This is a genomic window from Streptomyces longisporoflavus, from assembly GCF_014649775.1.
Classification (GTDB): domain Bacteria; phylum Actinomycetota; class Actinomycetes; order Streptomycetales; family Streptomycetaceae; genus Streptomyces; species Streptomyces longisporoflavus.
The window spans coordinates 213756-237762 of the sequence record NZ_BMTR01000014.1 but is presented as its reverse complement, the minus strand read 5'-3'; the positions used below and the strand labels follow the sequence as shown (position 1 = coordinate 237762).

24 protein-coding genes are annotated in these 24007 nt (G+C 71.7%); 13 read left to right on the top strand and 11 right to left on the bottom strand.

Annotation, left to right across the window (positions count from 1 at the left end; translation table 11 throughout):
• Positions 1–25: 25 nt before the first annotated feature.
• The 8 genes from IE226_RS27690 (at position 26) to IE226_RS27655 (ending at position 7449) form a co-directional block, all read left to right on the top strand.
• Positions 26–847, top strand: a complete 822-nt coding sequence (locus IE226_RS27690) for an SRPBCC family protein (RefSeq protein WP_190084107.1) — start codon at positions 26–28, stop codon at positions 845–847.
• 358 nt (positions 848–1205) lie between these two features.
• Complete coding sequence (locus tag IE226_RS27685; protein ID WP_190084106.1) at positions 1206–1994, top strand: aldose epimerase family protein; 789 nt, start codon at positions 1206–1208, stop codon at positions 1992–1994.
• Between the two features lie 30 nt (positions 1995–2024).
• Positions 2025–2576 carry an orotate phosphoribosyltransferase gene (pyrE, locus tag IE226_RS27680; protein ID WP_125514075.1) on the top strand — a complete coding sequence of 184 codons (552 nt, stop codon included), beginning with the start codon at positions 2025–2027 and terminating at the stop codon, positions 2574–2576.
• A 142-nt stretch (positions 2577–2718) separates the two neighbouring features.
• Positions 2719–3750, top strand: coding sequence for a class II fructose-bisphosphate aldolase (gene fbaA / locus IE226_RS27675; protein ID WP_190084105.1), 1032 nt, complete (start codon positions 2719–2721; stop codon positions 3748–3750).
• A gap of 77 nt (positions 3751–3827) precedes the next feature.
• Positions 3828–4241: a DUF3151 domain-containing protein gene (locus IE226_RS27670; protein WP_190084104.1), complete on the top strand. Its 414-nt coding sequence runs from the start codon at positions 3828–3830 to the stop codon at positions 4239–4241.
• A 158-nt stretch (positions 4242–4399) separates the two neighbouring features.
• Positions 4400–5221, top strand: coding sequence for a tryptophan 2,3-dioxygenase family protein (locus tag IE226_RS27665; RefSeq protein WP_190084103.1), 822 nt, complete (start codon positions 4400–4402; stop codon positions 5219–5221).
• Entirely contained in the window at positions 5214–6437 is a 1224-nt protein-coding gene (gene kynU / locus IE226_RS27660) for a kynureninase (RefSeq protein WP_190084102.1), read from the top strand. The genes IE226_RS27665 and kynU overlap by 8 nt, the downstream gene beginning before the upstream one ends.
• 133 nt (positions 6438–6570) lie before the next feature.
• Positions 6571–7449, top strand: coding sequence for an alpha/beta hydrolase family protein (locus IE226_RS27655; RefSeq protein ID WP_190084101.1), 879 nt, complete (start codon positions 6571–6573; stop codon positions 7447–7449).
• A gap of 16 nt (positions 7450–7465) precedes the next feature.
• Here the strand turns inward: IE226_RS27655 and IE226_RS27650 are convergent, their stop codons facing one another.
• From IE226_RS27650 to IE226_RS27630, 5 genes are all read right to left on the bottom strand, one after another.
• A complete protein-coding gene (locus tag IE226_RS27650; protein ID WP_190084100.1) occupies positions 7466–8683 on the bottom strand; it encodes a cytochrome P450 in 1218 nt (405 codons plus the stop codon).
• A 19-nt stretch (positions 8684–8702) separates the two neighbouring features.
• The gene (locus IE226_RS27645) at positions 8703–9371 is read right to left on the bottom strand and encodes a response regulator (protein ID WP_190084099.1); all 669 of its coding nucleotides are present in this window, start codon (positions 9369–9371) and stop codon (positions 8703–8705) included.
• Positions 9368–10693, bottom strand: coding sequence for a sensor histidine kinase (locus IE226_RS27640; protein WP_373307043.1), 1326 nt, complete (start codon positions 10691–10693; stop codon positions 9368–9370). The genes IE226_RS27645 and IE226_RS27640 overlap by 4 nt, the downstream gene beginning before the upstream one ends.
• A gap of 169 nt (positions 10694–10862) precedes the next feature.
• Positions 10863–12476 carry an ABC transporter permease gene (locus IE226_RS27635; RefSeq protein ID WP_190084098.1) on the bottom strand — a complete coding sequence of 538 codons (1614 nt, stop codon included), beginning with the start codon at positions 12474–12476 and terminating at the stop codon, positions 10863–10865.
• Entirely contained in the window at positions 12473–13396 is a 924-nt protein-coding gene (locus IE226_RS27630) for an ABC transporter ATP-binding protein (RefSeq protein WP_190084097.1), read from the bottom strand. The genes IE226_RS27635 and IE226_RS27630 overlap by 4 nt, the downstream gene beginning before the upstream one ends.
• A 92-nt stretch (positions 13397–13488) precedes the next feature.
• On the opposite strand from IE226_RS27630, the gene IE226_RS27625 reads away from it, so the two are divergent.
• Positions 13489–13989 (top strand): GbsR/MarR family transcriptional regulator, encoded by a 501-nt coding sequence (locus tag IE226_RS27625; protein WP_190084096.1) that lies wholly within the window; start codon positions 13489–13491, stop codon positions 13987–13989.
• Between the two features lie 199 nt (positions 13990–14188).
• On the opposite strand, the gene IE226_RS27620 is transcribed toward IE226_RS27625, so the two are convergent.
• On the bottom strand, positions 14189–15019 hold the full coding sequence (locus tag IE226_RS27620; RefSeq protein WP_229871575.1) for a diacylglycerol kinase family protein: 831 nt from the start codon (positions 15017–15019) through the stop codon (positions 14189–14191).
• Positions 15020–15182: 163 nt separating this feature from the next.
• Between IE226_RS27620 and IE226_RS27615 the strand changes: the two genes are divergently transcribed.
• Positions 15183–16466 carry an adenylosuccinate synthase gene (locus IE226_RS27615; RefSeq protein WP_190084094.1) on the top strand — a complete coding sequence of 428 codons (1284 nt, stop codon included), beginning with the start codon at positions 15183–15185 and terminating at the stop codon, positions 16464–16466.
• Positions 16467–16547: 81 nt separating this feature from the next.
• Here IE226_RS27615 and IE226_RS27610 read toward each other — a convergent pair whose 3' ends face one another.
• The 3 genes from IE226_RS27610 to IE226_RS27600 form a co-directional block, all read right to left on the bottom strand.
• On the bottom strand, positions 16548–18536 hold the full coding sequence (locus IE226_RS27610; protein ID WP_190084093.1) for a serine/threonine-protein kinase: 1989 nt from the start codon (positions 18534–18536) through the stop codon (positions 16548–16550).
• A gap of 78 nt (positions 18537–18614) precedes the next feature.
• The gene (locus IE226_RS27605; RefSeq protein WP_229871574.1) at positions 18615–19124 is read right to left on the bottom strand and encodes a MarR family winged helix-turn-helix transcriptional regulator; all 510 of its coding nucleotides are present in this window, start codon (positions 19122–19124) and stop codon (positions 18615–18617) included.
• Complete coding sequence (locus IE226_RS27600) at positions 19121–19717, bottom strand: DJ-1/PfpI family protein (RefSeq protein ID WP_190084092.1); 597 nt, start codon at positions 19715–19717, stop codon at positions 19121–19123. The genes IE226_RS27605 and IE226_RS27600 overlap by 4 nt, the downstream gene beginning before the upstream one ends.
• Positions 19718–19896: 179 nt before the next feature.
• Here IE226_RS27600 and IE226_RS27595 point away from each other — a divergent pair, with 179 nt between their 5' ends.
• Positions 19897–20562 (top strand): DUF4956 domain-containing protein, encoded by a 666-nt coding sequence (locus IE226_RS27595; protein WP_190084091.1) that lies wholly within the window; start codon positions 19897–19899, stop codon positions 20560–20562.
• The gene (locus tag IE226_RS27590) at positions 20559–21371 is read left to right on the top strand and encodes a VTC domain-containing protein (protein ID WP_190084090.1); all 813 of its coding nucleotides are present in this window, start codon (positions 20559–20561) and stop codon (positions 21369–21371) included. The genes IE226_RS27595 and IE226_RS27590 overlap by 4 nt, the downstream gene beginning before the upstream one ends.
• Here IE226_RS27590 and IE226_RS27585 read toward each other — a convergent pair.
• Together IE226_RS27585 and IE226_RS27580 are read right to left on the bottom strand one after the other, a co-directional pair.
• Positions 21304–22662 (bottom strand): sensor histidine kinase, encoded by a 1359-nt coding sequence (locus IE226_RS27585; protein ID WP_190084089.1) that lies wholly within the window; start codon positions 22660–22662, stop codon positions 21304–21306. The two genes, IE226_RS27590 and IE226_RS27585, sit on opposite strands and share 68 nt — an antisense overlap.
• Complete coding sequence (locus IE226_RS27580) at positions 22662–23384, bottom strand: response regulator transcription factor (protein ID WP_190084088.1); 723 nt, start codon at positions 23382–23384, stop codon at positions 22662–22664. The genes IE226_RS27585 and IE226_RS27580 overlap by 1 nt, the downstream gene beginning before the upstream one ends.
• A 72-nt stretch (positions 23385–23456) precedes the next feature.
• Between IE226_RS27580 and IE226_RS27575 the strand changes: the two genes are divergently transcribed.
• Positions 23457–23936, top strand: coding sequence for a hypothetical protein (locus IE226_RS27575; RefSeq protein WP_190084087.1), 480 nt, complete (start codon positions 23457–23459; stop codon positions 23934–23936).
• Positions 23937–24007 lie beyond the last annotated feature (71 nt).

Here is a 24007-nt window from a genome sequence, read left to right as displayed (position 1 = left end):
GGCCACGTGGGTAGGCTCGACTGCCATGGAGCATGAGGTGTTCGTTCCGGTTCCCGCCGACCGTCTTCAGCAGGTGCTGAGCGATCCCGAGCAGGTCGCTGGGGCGGTGCCCGGGTTGCAGCGCGACACGGACGAGGCCGCCCGTCCGCTCTCCGGCCGCCTCAAGGTGCGGGTCGGCGGCCACACGATCACGTACCGGGGGGCCGCGCGGGTCGCCGCGCGAGGTGAGCGTTCCTTCGCGATCGAGGGCGAGGGCGTCGAGGTGCGGGGCGGCGGCTCCGTGAAGCTCTCCCTTGAGGTGCGGGTCGATCCCGCCGGGGACGGGAGCGGGACCCGGCTGGTTTTCACCGGGACGGGGGCCGGGGAGGGGCGCGTCGCCGAAAGTTCTCCACAGGCTGTGGAGAACACCGTGCGGAGGCTTCTCGATCGGTTCGCGGAGGGGCTCGGGCGGGTGGCCGGGCCCGAGGCCGGGCCTGGGCCTTCGGTCATCGAGCCCGTGGAGCCCGTGGTGCCCGTAGATGTCGTAGATGGGATCTCCGTCTTCGAGACGGAGGTGCCGGCCTCGGCGTTGGACGCGGAGTCCGAGGATGACGTCGATGTCGATGACGTCGATGTCGACGTAGAGGACATTCTGGTGCCGCCCGCGGAGGCCGCGCATGCCCGGCGGACGATGATCGGGCGCAGCGCGGAGGAGGTCGATCACGCGCCGCCCCGGGGGCGGTACGCGCCGGCGCCCGCGGCTGAGTCCATGTCGACGCGGGACACCCTGCGGTGGGCTGCGCCCGCGGCTGCGGTGGTGCTGGCTTCGGCGATCGTCGCGGGGCGGGTCTTGCGCCGTAGGCGGTGAGCTCTCCCCAACCCCGCCCCTTCCCGAAAACTCGCTGGCGCGAGGGCCTTGCACTTACCGCCATCACCGGCTTCGCCGAGTTCGTCCTCAAACGCCGGACGGGCTGAGTCGCTCCCGGCGCGAGGGCCTTGCACTTACCGCCATCACCGGCTCCGCCGAGTTCGTCCTCAAACGCCGGACGGGCTGAGTCGCTCCGGCGCCGGGGGTCTTGTACGTACCGCCGCCGAGTTCGTCTTCAAACGCCAGACGGGCTGAAAGCTTGCAGCCGTCCGGCGCTTGAGGACGCCCCCGCGCAGCGGGTTTTCGGGAAGGGGCGGGGTTGGGGAAGGAAAAGCCCTTTGGCCGTAGGGTCGACCCCGTGAGTAGCGAAAACGTGACTTTGACCGCGGGTGACGCGGAGATCGAGGTGCGGCCGGGGAACGGCTGCCGGCTGGAGAGCCTGCGGGTCGGCGGCGTGGAGCTGCTGCGGCAGGGCGAACGCTATGGCTGCTTCCCCATGGTCCCCTGGGCCGGCCGCATCCGCGACGGCAGGTTCCGCAACGGCGGCACCACCCACCAGATGCCCCTCAACTCCCCGCCCCACGCCATCCACGGCTTCGCGAGGGACGCGGCATGGCGCACCGCCCGCGCCGCCAAGAGCGAGGCCGCGTTCACGTACGACCTCACCGACCCCTGGCCCTACGAAGGCCGCGTCACGCAGATCGTCGAGCTCACCGAGGACTCCCTCACCCTCACCCTCGGCATCGAGACGTACGGCGACTCCTTCCCCGCGCAGGCGGGCTGGCACCCGTGGTTCAACCGGAACCTCGGGCAGGACGACGTGCGCATCGACTTCGACGCCGCCTGGCAGGAGGAGCGCGGCGACGACCACCTCCCCACCGGCAACCGCATCGCCCCCCTCCCCGGCCCCTGGGACGACTGCTTCGGGATGCCCGACGGCGTCGACGTCACCCTGACCTGGCCCGAGCAGCTCGCGCTCACGGTGAAGAGCCGCGAGCAGTGGGTCGTCGTGTACGACGAGCAGGAGGCCGCCGTGTGCGTGGAGCCGCAGACCGGGCCGCCGAACGGGCTGAACACCCTGCCCCGCCTCGTCACCCCCATCGAGCCCCTGGAGACGTCGACGACCTGGACCTGGACGCGGCTCTGAGCAGCTGGACGCGGCTTTAAGCTGACAGGCATGACTGACGACGTACGTGGCGCCCTGCTGCAGCAGATCAAGGACAAGGCCGTGGTGCACGGCAAGGTGACCCTCTCCTCGGGTCTCGAAGCCGATTACTACATCGACCTGCGCCGCATCACCCTCGACGGCGAGGCCGCCCCCCTGGTCGGCCAGGTCCTTCTCGACCTCACCGCCGACCTGGACTTCGACGCCGTGGGCGGCCTCACCATGGGCGCCGACCCCGTCGCCGGCGCGATGCTGCACGCCTCCGCGGCGCGCGGCAAGCGGCTCGACGCCTTCGTGGTGCGCAAGGCCGCCAAGGCGCACGGCATGCAGCGCCGCGTCGAGGGCCCGGACATCAAGGGGCGCCGCGTTCTCGTCGTCGAGGACACCTCCACCACCGGCGGCTCCCCGCTCACCGCCGTCGAGGCCGTGCGCGAGGCCGGGGCCGAGGTGGTCGGCGTCGCGACCATCGTGGACCGCGCCACCGGCGCGGGCGAGAAGATCACCGAGGGCGCCGGGGTGCCGTACCTCTTCGCGTACTCCAAGGACGACCTCGGCCTGGACTAGAGCCGGACCGGAGCCGGACCGCATCCGGTATGTGGCGGGCGGCCGGAGCCGCCCGGCAAGTCTGGAAAGATGGGGGCGACGATGACGTCGCCCCCTTAGGTCAGGGCCAAGCACACACCCGCACATCACAAGGAGCGGACACATGCCCATCGCAACCCCCGAGGTCTACGCCGAGATGCTCGACCGGGCGAAGGCAGGCAAGTTCGCCTACCCGGCCATCAACGTGACCTCCTCGCAGACGCTGCACGCCGCACTGCGCGGCTTCGCGGAGGCCGAGAGCGACGGCATCATCCAGATCTCCACCGGTGGTGCGGAGTTCCTGGGCGGCCAGCACAACAAGGACATGGTGACGGGCGCCGTGGCCCTCGCCGAGTTCGCGCACATCGTCGCCGCGAAGTACGACATCACCGTCGCGCTGCACACCGACCACTGCCCCAAGGACAAGCTGGACACGTACGTCCGTCCGCTGCTCGACGTCTCCGCCGAGCGCGTCAAGGCCGGTCGTAACCCGCTCTTCCAGTCGCACATGTGGGACGGCTCCGCCGAGACCCTCGCCGACAACCTGGCCATCGGCCAGGAGCTGCTCGCGAAGGCCGCCGCCGCGAAGATCATCCTTGAGGTCGAGATCACCCCGACCGGCGGCGAGGAGGACGGCGTCACGCACGAGATCAACGACGAGCTGTACACCACCGTCGACGACGCTCTGCGTACGGCCGAGGCCCTGGGCCTGGGCGAGAAGGGCCGCTACCTCCTGGCCGCGTCCTTCGGCAACGTCCACGGCGTCTACAAGCCGGGCAACGTCGTCCTGCGCCCCGAGCTCCTCAAGGACCTCCAGGAGGGCGTCGCCGCCAAGCACGGCAAGGCCGCGGGCTCGCAGCCGTTCGACTTCGTCTTCCACGGCGGCTCCGGCTCCACCGCCGAGGAGATCGCGACCGCCCTGGAGAACGGCGTCGTGAAGATGAACCTCGACACCGACACGCAGTACGCCTTCACGCGTCCCGTCGCGGACCACATGTTCAAGAACTACGACGGCGTCCTGAAGGTCGACGGCGAGGTCGGCTCGAAGAAGACGTACGACCCCCGCACCTGGGGCAAGGCCGCCGAGGCGGGCATGGCCAAGCGCGTCGCCGAGGCCTGCGCGAACCTGCGCTCCACGGGCACGAAGCTGAAGTAGCCGCCACGGCGTCGGTACGGGCCCGGCACCCTTCCCTGGGTGCCGGGCCCGTACGCGTATGGAGCAGACTGGAACCCATGGCCATTCACAAGGATCTGCTCGGGGGACCGCCCCCGACCCACCTGCCCGACGACCCGGAGCCGCGCGAGCTCCTCGCGAACGGCGCGGCGCCCGCCGACGTCGCCGCGAAGTACCCGACCTCCTCGCTCGCCTGGGCGCAGCTCGCCGACGAGGCGTTCGAGCGGGGCAGCGTCGTCGAGTCGTACGCCTACGCCCGTACCGGCTACCACCGCGGCCTCGACTCGCTGCGCCGCAGCGGCTGGAAGGGCCACGGCCCCGTGCCGTGGGAGCACGAGCCGAACCGCGGCTTCCTGCGGGCCCTGCACGGCCTCGCGCGCGCCGCGCAGTCGATCGGCGAGCAGGAGGAGTACGAGCGCTGCTCGTCGTTCCTGAGGGACTCCTCCGAGACGGCCGCCGACACTCTGGGTTAGCACCCGAAGACGTACGTGACCTGCCTGGACGCCGCTGTGACCAGGCAGGTCTTGCCGTTTCACGGGATGTTGCGGAGGATGCCGGTGGGGACCGGGGCCCCCGTGTCGGTAACGGCAGGGGCGGACCGCTACCCGGAGTACGTATCAAGGAGATCGCGATGTCCCAAGAGGCGGACACCCCGAACCTCGACTTCGCAGGAACCACCCCGTACGAGGACTATGTCCAGGCGGACGTCCTCACGCACCTCCAGCACCTGCGCTCGGACGACCCCGGAGAGATGGTCTTCCTGGTCACCACCCAGGTGATGGAGCTGTGGTTCACGGTCATCGTGCACGAGTGGGAGACCGCGACGCACGCGCTGCGCCGCGACGACATTCCCGCCGCCGTGGCCGCCCTCAAGAGAAGCCTCCGCGAGCTCGAGGCGCTGAACGCCTCCTGGCGCCCGCTCGCCCAGCTGACGCCCGCGCAGTTCAACTCCTACCGTTCCGCGCTCGGCGAGGGATCCGGATTCCAGTCCGCGATGTACCGCCGCATGGAGTTCCTGCTCGGCGACAAGTCCGCGTCCATGCTGGTGCCCCACCGGGGCGCGCCGCGCGTCCACGCGGAGCTGGAGAAGGCGCTCCAGGAGCCGAGCCTGTACGACGAGGTCCTCGCCCTGCTCGCCCGCCGGGGGTACGCCATTCCGGCCTCCGTCCTGCAACGTGACCTCACCCAGAAGTACGAGCCCTCGCCCGCCGTCGAGAAGGTGTGGACCGACCTCTACTCCGGCGACGAGAGCAACGAACTCGCCCGCCTGGGCGAGACGTTGACGGACGTCGGCGAGCTGGTGTGGCGCTGGCGCAACGACCACCTGGTGGCGACCCGGCGCGCGATGGGCTCCAAGACGGGCACGGGCGGCTCGGCGGGCGTGGCCTGGCTGGAGAAGCGCGCGACGAAGAACGTTTTCCCCGAGCTGTGGACTGCGAGGAGCCATGTCTGAGGAGACTTCCGGTACCGACCTGCGGGCGCAAGCCGCCAAGAGGGATCAGGAGGACGAACTCGCCGCGAAGCGGCAGGAGTTCGTACTGGACGACACCGTCTACCTGGACGGGAACTCGCTGGGCGCCCTGCCGGTGAACGTCCGGGAGCGGGTCGCGGACGTCATCTCCCGGCAGTGGGGCCAGCTGCGCATCCGCTCCTGGGACGAGAGCGGCTGGTGGACCGCGCCCGAGCGCGTCGGCGACCGCATAGCCCCCCTCGTCGGCGCGGCCCCCGGCCAGATCGTGGTCGGCGACTCGACGAGCGTGAACATCTTCAAGGCCCTGGTCGCCGCCGTACGCATGGTCCGTGACACGGACGAGGGGCGCGACGAGATCGTTGTTGACGCGACGACGTTCCCCACGGACGGGTACATCGCGGAGTCCGCCGCGCGCATGACGGGGTGCCGTCTGGTGCCGGTCGCGCCGGCGGAGGTGCCCGGCGTGCTCGGCCCGCGCACGGCGGTCGTCCTGCTCAACCACGCCGACTACCGCACAGGCCGCCTGCACGATCTGCCCGGCCTGACGGCGGCCGTGCACGACGCGGGCGCGCTCGTGGTCTGGGACCTGTGCCACACCGCGGGCGCGCTGCCCGTCGGTCTGGACGCGCACGGCGTGGACCTCGCGGTCGGGTGCACCTACAAGTACCTGAACGGGGGGCCCGGTTCACCTGCCTACATCTACGTGAGGGCGGACCTCCAGGCCCGCTTCGACTCCCCGCTGCCCGGCTGGAACTCGCACGCCGAGCCCTTCGGTATGCGGCCGGAGTTCGAGGCCGCGGAGGGTGCGCTGCGGGGGCGGGTCGGTACGCCCGACATCCTGTCGATGCTCGCCCTGGACGCGGCGCTCGACGTCTGGGACGGGGTGTCCGTCGAGGCCGTACGGGCCAAGTCCCTCGCGCTCACGGACTTCTTCGTCGAGTGCGTGCGGGCCTACGTCCCAGAGGGCCGCATCGAGGTGCTGACCCCGGCCGCGCACGAGGAGCGCGGCAGCCAGGTCGCCCTGCGCTGCGACGACGCGGGTGACGTGATGCGACGGCTGATCGAGCAGGGCGTGATCGGTGACTTCCGGTCGCCCGATGTCCTGCGGTTCGGATTCACGCCGCTGTACGTCGGGTTCGCCGATGCCGAGCGGGCCGCGGGGGTGCTTGCGCGGACGCTGGCCGACACCACCGGCTGACGGCCGCGGGGTGCGGGGTGCGGGTGCCGGGGTACCGGGGTGCGGACAGTGTCCCGGCGCCGGTTCCGGGAAGGGGCGGGGTAGGGGAAGATCAAAAGGCCAGTACCCCCGCACCCCGTAGAGAGGTTGTCGCATGCCGGACGACGCCGACGCCGTGGCCCGCGATGCCGCCGAGGCCGAAGCCGCCTTCTCGCACCCCGCGGTGACGCCCGACGCCACCGCGGCGTACGGCGACCACCCCGACCAGGTGGTCGACTTCTACGAACCCCGGACCGCGCCCGGAGTCGCCGCGCCCCTCGTGGTCGTCCTGCACGGCGGAGCCTGGCGCGCCCCGTACGACCGGCGGCACATCACGCCCTTCGTGGACTTCCTGGCCAGGCGTGGCTTCGCCGTGGCCAACGTCGAGTACCGCCGTGGGAGCCCGATCCCCGCGCAGGGCGGCGGCCCCGCCGCCGGCAGCTGGCCCGAGACGTTCGACGACGTGGCCGCCGCCTTCGACGCGCTCCCCGCGCTCGTGGCCGACCTCCTGCCGTCGGCGGACATCCGCCGCACCGTCGTCACGGGGCACTCCGCGGGCGGCCACCTCGCCCTCTGGGCCGCAGCCCGGCACGTACTGCCGGCCGGCTCCCCCTGGCGCATCGACCGCCCCGCGCCCTTCCGGGGCGCCGTCGCCCTCGCGCCCATCGCCGACTTCCGCGTCGCGCGGGAGCTGGGAGTCTGCTCGGACGCCGCGCTCCAGTTCCTCGGCGGCAAGGAGAAGTTCGACGAGCGGCTCGCGCACGCGGACCCGGCGGCCCTGCTGCCCACCGGCATCGCCACGACCGTCGTCCAAGGGCGTACGGACGTCGTCGTGCCGCAGGCGGTCGCCGAGGCGTACGCGGACGCGGCGGCGAAGGCGGGCGAGGTCGTCGGGGTCACGCTCCTCGAAGACGTCGGCCACTTCCCGCTGATCGACCCGGCGGCGGACGCGTGCGCGGTGGTGGCGGAGGAGATCGCCCAGCTGGCGTTCTGAGCGAGCGGTACGGGGATCAGAGCTCGACAAGCAGCTCCCGAAGCCCTCGAATCACGAAGTTCGGTTTCCGCTCAGGCTCCGCCGTCAGCCTCAGGCCCGGCGCCCTGCGTAGCAGCGCGCCCAGCGAGGCCGCCAGTTCGATGCGGGCCAGGGGCGCGCCGATGCAGTAGTGGATGCCCGCGCTGAAGGAGATGTGGGGGTTCTCGGCGCGGGCCAGGTCCAGTGCGGCGGGGTCGGCGAAGACCGCCGGGTCGTGGTTCGCGGAGCCGAAGAGGAGGGCGACCTCGCTGCCGCGCGGGATGGTGGTGCCGTCGACCTCGATGTCGTCGAGGACCCACCGCTCGAAGAGCTGGAGCGGGGTGTCGTAACGCATCAGCTCCTCCACGGCGGTGGGGACCAGGCCGCCGGGGTCCGCGCGCAGGGCCGCCAGCTGGGCCGGGTTGCGGAAGAGCGCGTACCAGCCGTTGACGGTGGCGTTGACCGTCGCCTCGTGCCCCGCGTTGAGCAGCAGCACGCAGGTGGAGATCATCTCCTGCTCGCTCAGGGACTCCCCGTCCTCGTACGCGGCGATGAGCCCTGAGACCAGGTCGTCGCCGGGCTTCTCGCGTCGCACGGCGATGAGTTCGCGCAGGTACGCCGTGAATTCGAGCGAGGCGGACACCGCCCGCGCCGCGGTCTCCTCGGAGGGGTTCAGCTCGTACATCCCGCAGATGTCGGCCGACCAGGGCCGCAACTGGTCCCGGTCGCTCTCCGGGATGCCCAGCATCTGCGCGATGACGGCCACCGGCAGCGGCTCGGCGACGCGGGCTGCGAGGTCCCCGCCGCCGTCGGCGACGAGGTCCCGTACGAGCTTGTCCGCCAACCCCTCGACGTAGGGACGCAGTTGCTCCACCGTGCGCGGCGTGAACGCCTTCGACACCAGGCGCCGGATGCGGGTGTGGGTCGGCGCCTCCAGGTCGAGCATGCCGTTGTCGTTCAGGACGTGGAACGGCTCGTGCCCGGGCGGCGGTGCCTGCCGCCCGAACTCCTCGTGCGTGAAGCGGTGCAGATAGGTCCGCCCGAGCCGCCGGTCCCGCAGCAGCGCCGACACGTCGGCGTGGTGCGGGACGAGCCACTGATCGGTCGGCTCGAAGTAGTGCACGCGCCCGGCCTCCCGCAGCCGCGCGTAGGCGGGGTAGGGATCGGCGATGAACTCCGGATCCCAGGGGTCGAAGAGGGCGTTCGTGGCGTTCATGGAGCGACGGTAATGGCGCTCAGCCCGGCGTGACCAGCCTTGCCTCGTACGCGAAGACCGCCGCCTGTGTGCGGTCCCGCAGCCCCAGTTTCACCAGGACGCGGCTTACGTGGGTCTTGATCGTGGACTCGGCGACCACGAGGCGCGAGGCGATCTCCCCGTTGGACAGGCCCTGTGCGATCAGGACGAGCACCTCCGTCTCGCGCTCGGTCAGCTCGCCGTACTGCTGCGCCTGGACCGTCGCCGAGAGGCGCGGCGTCTCGCCGAGCTTGGAGAACTCGGTGATGAGGCGGCGTGTCACGGAGGGCGCGAGCAGGGCCTCGCCGGCCGCCACCACCCTTACGCCGTCCGCGAGTTGGCGTGCGGAGGCGTCCTTCAGGAGGAAGCCGGACGCGCCCGCGCGCAGCGCCTGGTAGACGTACTCGTCGAGGTCGAAGGTGGTCAGGACGAGGACCTTCGAGTCGACGTCCGCCGCGACGATCTCGCGGGTCGCCTCGATGCCGTTCAGCTCGGGCATGCGGATGTCCATCAGGACGACGTCCGGATTGAGTTCGCGGACGCGCTCGACCGCCTCGCGGCCGTTGACCGCCTCGCCCACGACCTCGAAGTCCGGCATCGCGTTGAGCAGGACGGAGAAGCCCTCGCGGACCATCATCTGGTCGTCGGCGATCAGTACGCGGATCGTCATTCCCGGCCTCCGTCGGTCTCCGGCGCGGACGCGACGGGCAGGAACACGGTGACTTCGTAGCCGCCGTCCTCGGTGTTCTCGGTGGTCATCACGCCGTCCAGCATCGTGACACGTTCGCGCATGCCGGTCAGCCCGTGGCCCGCGCCGGGCGACGGCTTGACCAGGCCGGTCGCCGGGCCGTTGACGACGCGCAGGCCGAGGCCGCCGAGGACGTAGCCGACCTCGACGCGGGCCGTGGCGCCGGGGGCGTGGCGCAGGGTGTTGCTCAGCGCCTCCTGGACGATGCGGTACGCGGAGAGCTCGACGCCCTGCGGGAGCTCGCGGACCGCGCCGGTGACCACCTTCTCGACGTTCAGACCGGTCTCGCCGACATTGGCGATGAGGCGGTCGAGGTCGGCGAGGGTGGGCTGCGGGGCGTCCGGCGCCTCGTAGTCCTCGGCGCGTACGACACCGAGGACGCGGCGCAGCTCGGTCAGCGCTGCCACGGCGTTCTCGCGGATCGTGACGAAGGCCTGCTCGAGCTCGGGCGGCGGGTTCTCGACGCGGTAGGGCGCGGCCTCGGCCTGGATGGCGACCACGGACATGTGGTGCGCGACGACGTCGTGCAGCTCGCGCGCGATCGTCGTCCGCTCCTCAAGGAGCGTGCGCTTGCCGCGCTCCATCTCGGTGACGGTCCGCTGCACGCTGACCTCGTGCTTGGCCTCGCGGCGGATGTGCACGAGGGAGGCGGTGAGCAGGGCGAGCGCGGAGAAGAAGAGCATCTCCGGGGTGTTCGTGCCGTATCCCCGGCTGAGGAAGACCTCGGAGCCGATGCCGAAGATCGCGGTGCCCACCCACATCCACGCGGCGGTGCGCGGGCGGGTCCGCAGGGTGATCACCGTCATCACGACGATGTTCGCGAGGAAGACGCTGGGCCTCCACGGATGGTCGTCCCAGCCGTAGCCCAGGACGCCGGAGAAGGGCGTGCTGGCGAGCAGGAGCCACCAGGCGCCGACGGGCCTGAGCAGGGTCATGACGACGGCGGCGGCCGGGATGAGCCCGGTGAGCACGTAGGCGAGGCCGCCGCCGTCGTCCGCGTACCCGATGAGGAAGGTGAAGAAGGCCGCCACCGTGACCGCCGCGTGCGGCGCCCACCCGGCGTACTGGCGTATCCGGTCCGGGAGGCGCCGGGCCAGCGGGCCGTCCGTGCGCGTCGGGGGCAGCGGGCGGTAGGCGAAGGCGCCGCGGAAGAGGTCCTGGCGGAGCCCCCCGAGTGCGCCCATGGCCAGGCGGACCTCAGGGCTGCGGGAGCTGCTCGGGGCGGTCTTGGTCGCTTCAGTCACGCTTACGAAGGTACGGGGGCGGGGACGGAGGGTCGTCCCGCCAGGGACGGGTTCTGCGGGGTCCGTCGCAGGTACTACACGGGGGTGAGCCAGGTGTGGCGCGGCGCCCCGGATCCCCCTGTGGACCCGGGGCGCCGCACGCCTTGCGGGCCGTCGGCCAACGGATCGGTCAGCTGATCATGTCCCTGCGCCGCAGCCCCGCGAGCCCCGCGGCCACGAGCGCCGCCGCGATGGTGAGAAGCACCACCACCGGCGCCCACTCCATGCCCCCGCCGGGCAGCTTCGGCAGGTGCCCGTAGGGAGACAGGTCCATCGCCGCCTGCGGTAGGTCGAGCGCGGGGCCGATCCAGCCGATCGCCAGGCAGACCCCGGCCACCGCCCAGGCAGCGACCGCCGCACGGGGGAGTGCCCCGGCGAGGAGCACCGCGAGCCCGCCGATGGCCCAGATCGCGGCCACCTGCACCAGGCAGGCCCCCAGGATCGGCCCGAGGTCCTTGCCGTACCCGACGGCGAGACCGAGCCCGCCCACCAGCATCAGGAGCAGCGCGCCGCCGAAGGCGATCACGAGATGCCCGGCGGCCCAGCGCAGCCGACCCACCGCGTTGGCGAGGACCGGTTCCGCCCGCTGCGAGGTCTCCTCGGCGTGCAGCCGGAGGACGGACGCGACGACGTACAGCGCGGCGGTCATGCCGAGCATGCCGACCATCGTGGAGAGGAACGCGTCGGTGAGGCCGGACTGGCCGCCCATGCGCTGGATGATGTCGCGGGTGTTGCGGTTGTCGCCGACGATGTCCGCCGCGCCTTCGGCCATCCCGCCGAAGACGACACCGGCGGCCAGGAAGCCGAGCGCCCAGCCGAGCACGCTGCCGCGCTGCAACCGCCAGGCGAGCGCGCCCGCGGTGGCGAGCTTGCCCTGCGCGGGCCCGGGCCGGGTCGGCAGGAAGCTCATGCCGACGCCGCGCCGCCCGGCGAGGTCGTACGCGAGAGCGCCCTGCGCCAGGATCGCGCCGCCGATCAGGAGCAGCACCCACCACCGTTCACCGGCGAAGGCACGGAGGTTCTGGACCCACCCGAGCGGAGAGATCCAGGTCAGGACGGACTCGCCGCCCTCGGTCCCGGCGTCACCGGCGGCCTTGAGGACGTAGGCGGCGCCGAGCACGCCGGAGGTAAGGCCCTTGGCGAGGCGGGCGCTCTCGGTGAGCTGGGCGACGATCGCGGCCATGGTGGCGAAGAGCATGCCGGTGCCCGCGACGCCGAGCCCGAGTGCGAGCGCACCGCCGGAGCCCTGTCCCGCCATGCCGCCGGCGATGAGCAGCCCCGCGGCGGCGTTCGCCACGAAGGCGGCGAGCAGCGCGGCGGTCAGCGGCGCACGCCGCCCCACCATCGCGGCGGAGATCATCTCCTGGCGCCCGGTCTCCTCCTCGTCCCGCGTGTGCCGGATGACGATGATCAGGCTCATCACGGCGGCGAGGATCGCGGCGTACACCCCGATCCGCCAGGCGGAGAGCGCGCCGATGGAGTCCCCGAAGACCGGCGAGTACAGCGCCCGCATCGAGGAGTTGGCGTTCATCGACCGCATGGCGTCGGCGCGCTCGGCGGCCGTTCCGTACGACTGCTCCAGTGCTCCGGGCATGGAGAGGACCAGGCCGGCGACGATGAACACCCAGACGGGCAGCATGACGCGGTCGCGCCGCAGGGCGAGCCTCAACAGCGTTCCGGTACCGGCGAGTTGGCGTGATCCGCCGGTGCGCGTCCCGAACCGCGCGGTGGTCACGGCGGTCATCGCGACACCATCTCGTCAGCCTTGTCGTTGCGGACGTCGTCGTCCTGGTAGTGCCGCAGGAACAGCTCCTCCAGCGTCGGCGGCGTGGACAGGAGCGAGCGGACCCCGGAGTCGGTGAGCGAGCGCAGTACCGCGTCCAGCTTGTCGGTCTCGACCTGGAGCTTGACGCGATTCCCGGATACGTCGATGTCGTGGACGCCGGGCAGGCCTTCGAGCCCGTTCGGCGGCCCCGCGAGCTCGGCGGTGACGCTGGTGCGCGTCAGATGGCGCAGGTCCGCCAGCGAACCGCTCTCGACGGTCCGGCCCTTCCTGATGATGCTGACGCGGTCGCAGAGCGACTCCACCTCGCTGAGGATGTGCGAGGAGAGCAGGATGGTGCGGCCCCGGTCGCGCTCCTCCTCGACGCAGGTCTGGAAGACCTCCTCCATGAGCGGGTCGAGCCCGGAGGTGGGCTCGTCGAGGATCAGCACGTCTACGTCCGACGCGAAGGCGGCGACGAGGGCGACCTTCTGCCGGTTGCCCTTGGAGTACGTACGCCCCTTCTTGGTCGGGTCGAGTTCGTACCGCTCGATGAGGTCGGCCCTGCGCGCCCGGTCGAGTCCTCCCCGCAGCTTCCCGTAGAGATCGATGACCTCGCCGCCGGAGAGGTTGCGCCACAGGGTGACGTCGCCCGGTACGTAGGCCACCCGCCGGTGCAGTTCGACGGCGTCGGTCCACGGGTCCCCGCCGAGGAGCTGGGCGGCTCCGGAGTCGGCGCGGAGCAGGCCGAGGAGGACCCGGATGGTCGTGGACTTGCCCGCGCCGTTGGGCCCGAGGAAGCCGTGGACCTCGCCGGTTTCGACGTCGAGGTCGAGACCGTCGAGCGCGTGCGTCCGTCCGAACGACTTGTGCAGTCCGGAGACAGTGATTGCCTTCGTCATGTTTCTGAAAGTACGCTGGTTTCACAAATTTGTGAAGTTAAGAAAGCGTATAAACTCAGTCGTGACCGGTGGAGCAGGGAGATGATCGGCAGATGCCCAAGGGGACCGACGAAGGGGCGGCGCGCGACAGCGAGGTCGTGTCGCGCTTCGTGGAGCAGTTCGCCGCGCAGCTGGTCGAGGCCGGCATGCCGAGGATGCCCGCGCGGATCTTCGCGGCGCTCCTCGCGTCGGACTCGGGCGCGCTGACCTCGGCGGAGCTCGGCGAGCAGCTCCAGGTGAGCCCGGCGGCGGTCTCGGGCGCGGTCCGCTATCTCACGCAGCAGCACATGGTCTCCCGCGAGCGCGAGCCCGGTTCCAGGCGCGACCTCTTCCGGGTGCACAGCAACCAGTGGTACGAGGCGCTCGCCAACCGCGACGGGATCCTCAAGCGCTGGGAGAACGCCCTGAACGACGGCGTCGCCAGCCTGGGCGCCGACACCCCGGCGGGCCGGCGCATGGCCGAGACGCTCGCCTTCTTCGAGTTCGTCGAGCTGGAGCTCCACGGGATGCTGGAACGGTGGCGGGTGCACCGGGCGAGCCTCTTCGGCAAGTGAGGCCGCGCTCCGCGCCGATGTCCCTGCGGCCCGGCGTCTCTGCGGCCCGGCGGCCCTGCGTCCACGAGAGCGACCCCCTCGCACTCCGACGCGCGCCACGAGCGGGCCGAGCCGGAACCCCCGCCCACGGAGGGCCGCGAGGCAGCTGGGGCCGGGACAAGACCGAAGCCGGGACAAAGGCGGCTGCCGCACCTCGTGGTCAGCGAGGCAGCGTCAAGCCCCACGCCCCTGTCCTGACCGACCACGTCCGGGTCCTGACGGGCCCGCCGACCACCGCGTCCGCGCGGTAGCGGAAATCCGCCCCGGACACCGTGATCGTCCGCCCCCGCGCCCGCAGGGGCCCCGCCGCCGCGCCCACCGACGTCGGCCGGACCTCGACCTCCGCGAGACCGTCGGCCCCCGGCCGCACCGAGACGCCCTCCACCGGCTGGTCCAGGTCCACCACGACCACTCCGTCCGCCTCCACCCGCAGCCGCGCGGGCGCGGGGCCCGGCGCCGACGCCACACGCGCGGGGCGCGCGAGGGTGCGCACGAACGACTGGCACGTCCGCAGCCAGGGGTGGCCGTCCACCGCCGTGCCCCCGGTGGCCGGGGCCGGGGACGTGACGGGCGGGATCCGCAGGTTGCCGAGGACCACCCCGTCGCTGTCGTCGACGAGCAGATCAAGCCGCCGCTCGACGCCTTCGAGCACCGCGCGGGCCGCCGCGACGGCCCCCGACGGGACCCCGAGCGAGCGCGAAAGCACATGGGAAGTCCCCACCGGAACGACCGAAACCGCACATGAACCGAGCCCGCGCTCGCGGTGCAGAACCGTCACGGCACGCAGCAGCGCACGATCGTCCCCGATCACCACGGGACGCCGCGCGCCCCTCCTGACCAGGGCCTTTGCAAACTCCTCGGGGCCTTCCGGCAGGCATATCCGGACAGCGGCTCCCGCGCCGAGTACGTCTTTCGCAATCCGTACCGACTCACCGTCCGTGCGCCGGGCGACCGGGTCGATGACGACTAGCAGCTGGTCGCGAGCCGACAACGTGCGCCCTTTCTTTCGTCCTCGGGTAGCATCTTTGTGCAAGAGCCCCTTGCGCTATTGCGCCAGGGGCTTCGTCTATTCCGGGGCAGCATCCAAGGCACACCCATAGGCGGCTACGGCCCCCAGACCTTGGACATGCCCCGCCCGGAAGGGGTGTACGCCTGTGCCCGCACTTGTGCTGCTCGGTGCTCAGTGGGGTGACGAAGGCAAGGGAAAGGCCACTGACCTGCTCGGTGGTTCCGTGGACTATGTAGTGCGCTACCAGGGCGGCAACAACGCCGGCCACACGGTCGTCGTCGGCGACCAGAAGTACGCGCTGCATCTCCTCCCTTCCGGGATTCTCTCCCCGGACTGCGTGCCTGTCATCGGCAACGGAGTCGTCGTCGACCCGTCGGTCCTGCTCTCCGAGCTGAGCGGTCTGAACGAGCGCGGCGTCGACACGTCGAAGCTGCTGATCAGCGGTAACGCGCACATCATCACGCCGTACAACGTGACCGTCGACAAGGTGACGGAACGCTTCCTCGGCAAGCGCAAGATCGGCACGACCGGGCGCGGCATCGGCCCGACGTACGCCGACAAGATCAACCGCACCGGCATCCGCGTCCAGGACCTCTACGACCAGTCGATCCTGGAGCAGAAGGTCGAGGCGGCCCTCGAGGTCAAGAACCAGCTCCTCACCAAGCTCTACAACCGCCGCGCCATCGAGGTCGGCCAGATCGTCGAGCAGCTCCTGGAGCACGGCGAGAACATCAAGCAGTACGTCGCCGACACGACGCTGATCCTCAACGACGCGCTCGACCAGGACAAGGTCGTGCTCTTCGAGGGCGGCCAGGGCACGCTCCTGGACGTGGACCACGGCACGTATCCCTTCGTCACCTCCTCGAACCCGACCGCGGGCGGCGCCTGCACGGGTACGGGCGTGGGCCCGACGAAGATCAGCCGCGTCATCGGCATCCTGAAGGCGTACACCACGCGTGTCGGCGCGGGCCCGTTCCCGACCGAGCTCTTCGACCAGGACGGCGAGGACCTGCGCCGCATCGGCGGCGAGCGCGGTGTCACCACCGGCCGTGACCGCCGCTGCGGCTGGTTCGACGCGCCGATCGCCCGCTACGCGACCCGCGTGAACGGCCTGACGGACTTCTTCCTCACGAAGCTGGACGTCCTGACGGGCTGGGAGCAGATCCCGGTCTGCGTGGCGTACGAGATCGACGGCAAGCGCGTCGAGGAACTCCCGTACAACCAGACGGACTTCCACCACGCGAAGCCCGTCTACGAGTACCTCCCCGGCTGGTCCGAGGACATCACCAAGGCCCAGACCTTCTCCGACCTGCCGAAGAACGCGCAGGGTTACGTGAAGGCCCTGGAGGAGATGTCCGGCGCCCCGATCTCCGCGATCGGCGTGGGCCCGGGCCGCACCGAGACGATCGAGATCAACTCGTTCATCTAGCGGCTGCGGCTGCCGCTGTACGGCTGTAGGGCCGAGGGGCGTTCCGGCGAGAGCCGGGGCGCCCCTCAGTCGTTTCTCAGCTCAGCCCTGCTTGTCGTACGTCAGGCCCTTGTCCGTGCCGGTGGTCTCGCGGTGCAGCCTGCCGTTCGAGAGCAGCGTGATCGTGCTCGCCTGGCCGGGTCGGCAGGAGGTGGCGGGCTCGCCGACGATGACGTCCGTCGGTCCGACGCGCAGGGTGTTGCCGCTCGCCGACTCCAGCTTTCCCTGGAACACGCAGTGGTACGTGCCGCCCGTGTCGGTCGGGCCGTCCGCCGTGATCGAGATGACCGTGTCGCCGACATCGCCCTGCTGGAGCACGAGCTGCCGGGAGTTGCTGCCCAGGTCGTTCTCGATGGAGCCGTTCCAGGTGCCGAGGAACTTGTCCGGGACCGTGCCGTCCTCCTCCTCGGACGCGGGGGTCGTCGGCGGGTCCTCGGGGTCCTTCGAGTCCTCCCCGGACGGCGTACCCGCCGTCGAGGGGTCGCCGGCGGACGGCGACTCGGAGTTCGTGCCGCCCGCCTTCGTGGTGCCGTCGCCCTTCATCACGGCGTACACCGTGCCGCCCGCTCCTATGGCCACTATGACGGCCACCGCGATGAGCGCCGCGGTGGACCGGCTGTTGCGGCGCGGGGGCTCGGGCCGTTGGTGGGCGAGAGGGCCGTACGGAGGCGTGGGCCCGTAGGGGGGCGTGGGTCCGTACGGGCCCTGCTGGGGGTAGCCGTAGCCGGGGGGCGGGGTGTGGGGGTGCTGCTGGGGCTGGGGGTGCTGTGGGTAGCCGTAGGCCGCGCCGGGCGGGGGAGTGGGAGGCGGTGCCTGGCTGCCGGCGATCATCGTGGGCAAGTGGTCGAGGGAGGAGTTTCCCGGCCTGCCGGGCGGCGGCGGGGTGTCCCCTTCGGCGGGCTGCGGCCCTGCCCCGTTCACGGCGGCGGCAGCGGCTCCGGCTCCGGCTCCGGCGGCTGCGGCTGCGGCTCCGGCGGCTGCGGCTCCAGTGCCGCTGTCGGCCCGGGAAGGCTTGGCCGCGGCGCCCTCGCCTCCCGCCGTCAGCTCTCTCGGCGGCGCGAGCGACACCGGCGGTGCCGATCCCCCGGCTGCCTGCGCGCCACCCTCGTCCGGGTTCTCGGTGTCGAGCAACTGCACCGCATGACGGCCCAGTTGAGCCACCAGGGCCCCCGGCAGCCAGGGGTCGCGCGTCCGGCCGCCGTCGCCGAGGGTGTCGTGCGCACCCGTGCGCTCCAAGAGCTGCTCGAGGGACGGCCGGTCCGCGGGGTTCTTGCGCAGGCACTGGCCGACCAGCTCGGCGAGCTCCTCCGGAAGGTCCGACAGGTTCGGCTCCTCCTGCGCGATGCGGAACATCAGCGCGTGCACACCGCTGTTGGCCGTGCCGAACGGCAGCGCGCCCGAAGCCGCGTACGCGAGGACCGACCCCAGGCAGAACACGTCGCACGCGGGCGTGATCCGGTCGCCCCGCACCTGCTCGGGTGCCATGAAGCCGGGCGAGCCGACGAGCGCGCCGGTGCGGGTCAGACCGCCGTCGGTCACCGTCTCCAGGGCGCGCGCGATGCCGAAGTCGATGACGCGGGGTCCGTCGATCGTGACGAGCACGTTCGACGGCTTGAGGTCGCGGTGGATGAGGCCTGCCGCGTGAATGTCCTTGAGGGCGTTGGCGAGCCCGGCCGCCAGTATCTTCACGGAGCGCTCGGGCAGCGGCCCGTGGTCGTGCGAGATGACGCTCTGGAGCGAGGGTCCGGCGACATATCCCGTGGCCAGCCAGGGAATCGCCGCGTCGGTGTCCGCGTCGAGCACCGGCGCCGTCCACGCGCCGCCGACCCGTCGTGCCGCCTGTACTTCCTGCCGGAAGCGGTGCCTGAACTCCTCCTGTTCGGCGAGCTCTTCACGCACCAGCTTCACCGCGACCGTACGTCCCCGGTCGGACCGCGCCAGATAGACGTGCCCCATGCCGCCCGCGCCGAGCCGCGCGAGCAGCCGGTAGGCGCCTATTCGCTGTGGATCCCCGGGCCCGAGCTTTTCCATCGCCGCGCGACCTCCCCCGTTGGTGTGCAACAGATCGAGGATAGTGGGGCGGTACGACATCGGTGCACGGACTGCCTGCTACGGCTCCGTAACGGGTTGTTCCGTATCCAGGCCGGACAGAACACTGGTAAGCCGCTCCAACACCCGCACGGCCTCGGCGAGTTCGTCCTCGCCGAGCGCGTCCGTGAGCCGGGCGGCCATTTCCGCGTGGCCGGGGCTGATCTTCCTGACGGCGGCCAGGCCCTCGTCCGTGGGGCGCAGGAGCTTGGCGCGGCGGTGGGCGGGGTTCGGTACGTACTCCGCGAGGCCGCGCCGCACGAGAAGGTCGGCGATGCGCTGCACGCTCTGCCGGGTGATGCCCATCGCGCGGGCGATCCCGGCGACGGGCAGGGGCTCGCGCAGGACGGCGCCGAGCACCTGCCACCAGGCGGCGGTGAGCCCGCCCGCCTTGGCCAACTCGTCGGCCACAGAAAGGAATTGGCCGTTGAGCCGGAAGACGCCGAGGGCGGTGCGGGAGAACAGGTCCTGCTGCTCCCGCACCCGCTCCTCGCCTGCCGGGTCGCGTACTCGATCGCGGTCGGCGCTCACGATTCGAGCACCTCGTAGGCGGCCGCGTCCGAGTCGTGGAACAGGCGGTACCAGGCGTCCAGCTTCTCGCCCTCGAAGGCGCCGAGCCGGCCGAGGATCTCGCGGGCGAACGCCACGGGCTCGGTGGGCCCCGCCGTGGTCAGGCCGCCGTCCGTGACCGCGTCGGCGTCCACGTACCGCTCGCCGCCCTTGTAGCCGGTGGCCGCGAGGTAGAACGACACCGCGCTGGTGTGCGTGCGCTCGTCGAGCAGCCCCTCGCGGGCGAGCCCGGCGGTGGCCCCGCAGATCGCGGCGACCGGCACGCCGGCGTCGAGGAAGGCGCGGGCCGCGCGGCCGAAGGGGGCGAGGTCGTCGCCGGTGTCCCACAGGTCGGCGCCGGGGAGTATCAGGAGCGCGCTGTCCCCGGGGCGCAGATCGGCGAGGGTCAGGTCGGGCTGGACGCGGAGGCCGCCCGCCGTGGTGACGGGGTCGAGCGAGTTCGCGGCGACGGTGCGGATCTCGTAACCGGCGCGGGCGAGGAACGCGGTGGCGTAGCCGGGCTCCCAGTCGGCGAGCGTGTCGTAAACGGCGAGGTGCACGGGCTTGCGGGTCATGACTGCCTCCACGGGGTGGGGTGGTGCATGGGTGCATGAGTGCCGGCGGCGGTGTCGGTGCGTATGTAAGCATGCTGTCAAATAGGCAGCATGCTGTCAATAGATCCGCGTGCCGCCCTCCGGGCTCGTTAACTCACGCTGGGGGCGGCCTTAACCCGCCGTTCCCTAGCGTCCTGGTCATGGACAGCGCAGAGAACCTCGGACAGATGGCCGCCCACCTCGGCCTCGACCTGGTGGCCGTGACCCTCCTGACCTTCGGGGTCTTCTATCCCCGGCACCGCAGAAGGGAGTTGGTGCCCGCCTACCTCGCCCTGAACGTCGCGCTCTTCGCGGTCGTCTCCGCTCTCGCGAGCGCCGGCGGCAACGGGGGGCTCGCGCTCGGGTTCGGGCTCTTCGGAGTGCTCTCGATCGTCCGGCTCCGCTCGGACGCGGTGCAGCACCAAGAGGTCGCGTACTACTTCATCACCCTCGTCCTCGGTCTGCTCTGCGGACTTCCCGGCCTCGATCTGCCGGTCGCCGCCGGGCTCGCGGCCGTGCTGCTCCTGGTGATGTACGGCGCCGACCATCCCCGCCTCTTCGCCGGCGACCGGCGTGCGGTCATCACCCTGGACGCCGTGTACCGCGAGGAGACCGCACTGCGCGCGGAGCTGTCGCGGCGCCTCGGAGAGCCGCTGGGCTGGACCGTCCAGGAAGTCGATTACGTCCGTGACCTGATGGTTCTGGAAGTACGTTTCCGGCAGCCGGAACCTTCCGTGCGGGCCGGGGAGTTGATACGTACAGCACCACGACGCCGCACGACCCGGTCCCGCACGCCTGCCCCCGTCCCCCAGAAGGAGACCGTGTGAACCCCGCCGTACGCGCCATCGGACGGGCCGCGCTCGCCGCGCACCCCATCTCGCTCGACGAGGTCAACGCGCGCGCCGAACTGCTCGCCCGCTACGACAACAGCTATCTCGTGCCGGTCGAGATCTTCGACGATCTCGCCGCTCTCCTCACCGATCCGCGCCGCCCGTCGGGGCCCTTCCGGGCGCTGAGCATCGGCGGGAAGCGCTGGTTCAGCTACCACTCGACGTACTACGACACTCCCGAGCTGCTCACCTACCACCACCACCGGCAGGGCAGGCGGCTGCGCTACCGCATCCGGGAGCGCGTCTACCAGGACAGCGGGGAGCGGCAGTTCGAGATCAAGCTGAAGAGCGGCCGGGGCGAGACGGTCAAGCACCGCCAGCGTCTTGAGGGCGACGACCGCGCTCTCGACGCCGAGCGGCAGGGGTTCCTCGCGGGCGTGCTGCGGGGGTCGTACGGGATCGAGGCGCCGGGCGGGCTGACGACGGCCCTGGTCACCGAGTACCAGCGGGCGACCTTCGTGGCCGACGGGCAGCGGATCACGTGTGATGCCGGGCTCGTGGTGCGGGACGTGGCCACGGGGCGGTCGGTGGCGGCGGACTCCGGGCTCGTCCTGGTGGAGACGAAGACGCAGGGGCATCTGACGGAGGCGGACCGGGTCCTGCACCGGTACGGGGTGCGGGCCGCCGACTTCACCAAATACTGCGGCGGCTTCGCGGCACTGCGGCCGGAGCTGGGGATCAATCGTTGGGCCCGTTCGGTGCGGGTCGCTTTCCCGGGGGCCGCGAAGGCGCCTGCGGGAAGGTGAGGGTCACCCGGGTGCCGCGAGTGGCATCCGAGGCGATGTCGAAGGTGCCGCCCGCGTCTTCGGCCGTCCGCCGGGCGATGTCCAGGCCGAGACCGGTGGAGCCGCCGCCGCTGCTGCCGCGTTCCGCCGCGTACGTGGGCGGCAGGCCGGGCCCTTCGTCGGCGACGGTGAGTTCGGCCCGCCCCGTCGGGGTGGCGCGGACGGTGATGCGAAACGGCGTGCCCTGGGGGGTGTGGTCGAGGACGTTGCCGATGAGGGCGTCGATGGCGGCGGAGAGGTCGTCCTCGGGAACGGGCACGGGAACGGGCACGGGGTACGGGTCGCCGGTGGCCGGAAATTCCGTCGCTCGTCCCTGGTCCTCCGCCAACGGCAGCCAGAAGGTGTGGCGTTCGCGGGCCACGGCGGCCAGGTCCGCGTAAGGGGCGTCCCGCAATGGGCGGCGGGCCTTACGGATCACGTCGTCGACGCTGCGTTCCAGTGCGGCGACGTCGGCGGCGATGCGCTGTGCCTCCTCCGAGTCGCGCAGGGTCTCCGCGTCCAGGCGGAGGGCGGCGACGGGGGTGCGCAGGCGGTGGGCGAGGTCGGCGGCGTTCTCGCGTTCGGCGGTGAGGAGCTCGTCGATGCGGGTGGCGAGGTGGTTCAGCTGGCCCGCGACCAGGCGCAGTTCGGGCGGGCCTTCCGGGGTGGCGCGTGCGGTGAGGTCACCGGCGGCCAGGCGGTCCGCGGTGCGGGCGAGGCGGCGGGTGGCGCCGACCAGGCGGGCGCCGAGGCGGTCGGCGAGGAGCAGACCGACGAGGACGAGGCCGACCCCGATCCCGGCGAGGACGAGCCAGGAGGTCATGGTCCCCGCGTACAACTGCTTGTCGCTGAGCGTCACCTGCACCACCGCCGTGCCGCCCGCGGCGCCCTGCACGGGGACGAGGACCTGGCGTCCGCCGGTGGAGGGCTCGTAGGTGAAGGCGCGTCCGGTCCGGGCCAGGCGGATGGCGTCCGTGACGCGGGGCGCCCCGCCGGGATCGGGCCCGATGACGCTGCCGTCGGCCAGGACGAGCGAGGTGCTCGGCAGATCCTGCGTATTGACGCTCTCCACGGTCTGCTCGGCGGTCTCGCGCTCGTCCGGGGTGGCGAGCGCGGGCCCGATGGCGTGCGCGACCCACTGGGCCCGGGCGGTGGCCTCGGCGGTGGTGCGGTCGGCGGCGTGGGTGCGGGTGAGGAGGGTGAGCGGGACGAGGAGCGCGGTGAGGACGAGGGCGGTGGTGGCGGCGGTGAGAAGAAGCAGACTGCGCCGCATCAGCCGGCCCCCGGGCCTTGGGGGGTGGGGGTCGGGCTCTCCTCGGGAGGGGTCAGTTTTACGCCCACCGTGCGGACCGTGTGCAGGTAGCGGGGGGACTGGGCGGTTTCGCCCAGTTTTCTGCGGAGCCAGGAGAGGTGGACGTCGACGGTTTTGTCGGCGCCGCCGAGGGGCTGTTGCCATACCTCGGCGAGGAGTTCGCGGCGGGAGACGACCTGGCCGGGGCGGTGGGCGAGGTAGGAGAGCAGGTCGAACTCACGCGGGGTGAGGTCCAGGGGGCCGTCGTCCAGGGTGACTTCCCGCGCGGCCGGATCGATGGCCAGGCCCCCCACGCGCAGGGGCTCCTCCGTCACTTCGGTGGCACCGAGGCGCCGCAGTACCGCCTTGATACGGGCGTCGAGCTGGGCGGCGCCGAACGGCTTGACGATGTAGTCGTCGGCTCCGTCCTCCAGGATCGCCACCATCTCCGGTTCGTCGTCGCGAGCGGTCGCGACGATGACGGGCACGTCGCTGACGGCACGCAGCATGCGGAGCACCTGAGCGCCGTCCACGTCCGGAAGGCCCAGGTCGAGTACGACGAGGTCGGGGCGGTGAGTGACCGCGGCGTCAAGACCCGCCATGCCGCTCGGCGCGGTGGCCACCGCGTGCCCTTTGTCGCGCAGGGCCCGCACCAGGGCGCCGCGCAGCTGGGGATCGTCCTCCACGACAAGAAGATGGGCCATACATCCACCGTAGTCAGGCGCTTTGGGCAGCCCTTAACCGGGCGTTAGGAAACTGTGCGGCACAGTGGCCGGATGAGGAAGTGGCGGAGCGCGGCGGTGACCGCGGCATGGGTGGCGATGGGAACGGCCGCGGGGGCGCTGGGCGCGTGGCAGCTCGCCACCTCGGACAGCGGCAACGCGGCGCACAGCCGCCCCCTGGACGAGGGCGCGGTGGAAAGGGCCTTGGCAGCAACGTCGGCGTCGGCGTCTCCGTCGGCGTCGCCTTCGCCGTCCAGCGCACGCCCCGAACCGGCGACGGAGCGCTCGACCCTCCGCTTCACGGGCGGGACGGCGACGGTCGAGTGCAGGAAGGACGGGACGGTGTACCTCGTCTCGTGGAGCCCGTCGGACGGCTTCCACATCGACGACGACGTGGAACGGGGGCCGGGACGGGTGGCTCGCCTGGAGGCAGAACCAAGCGACGACGATGACGATGGCCGGGACGACTTGCCGTACGAGATCCGCTGCGGGGAGGGCGGCCGGCCGGGGGCGAGAGTGGTGGCAGATGACTGACAGGGGGACGACACACTGTCCAGTGCCCCGCGCCCCCGCGAAACAGGACGCCCATGTCCGGTCCGCACCGT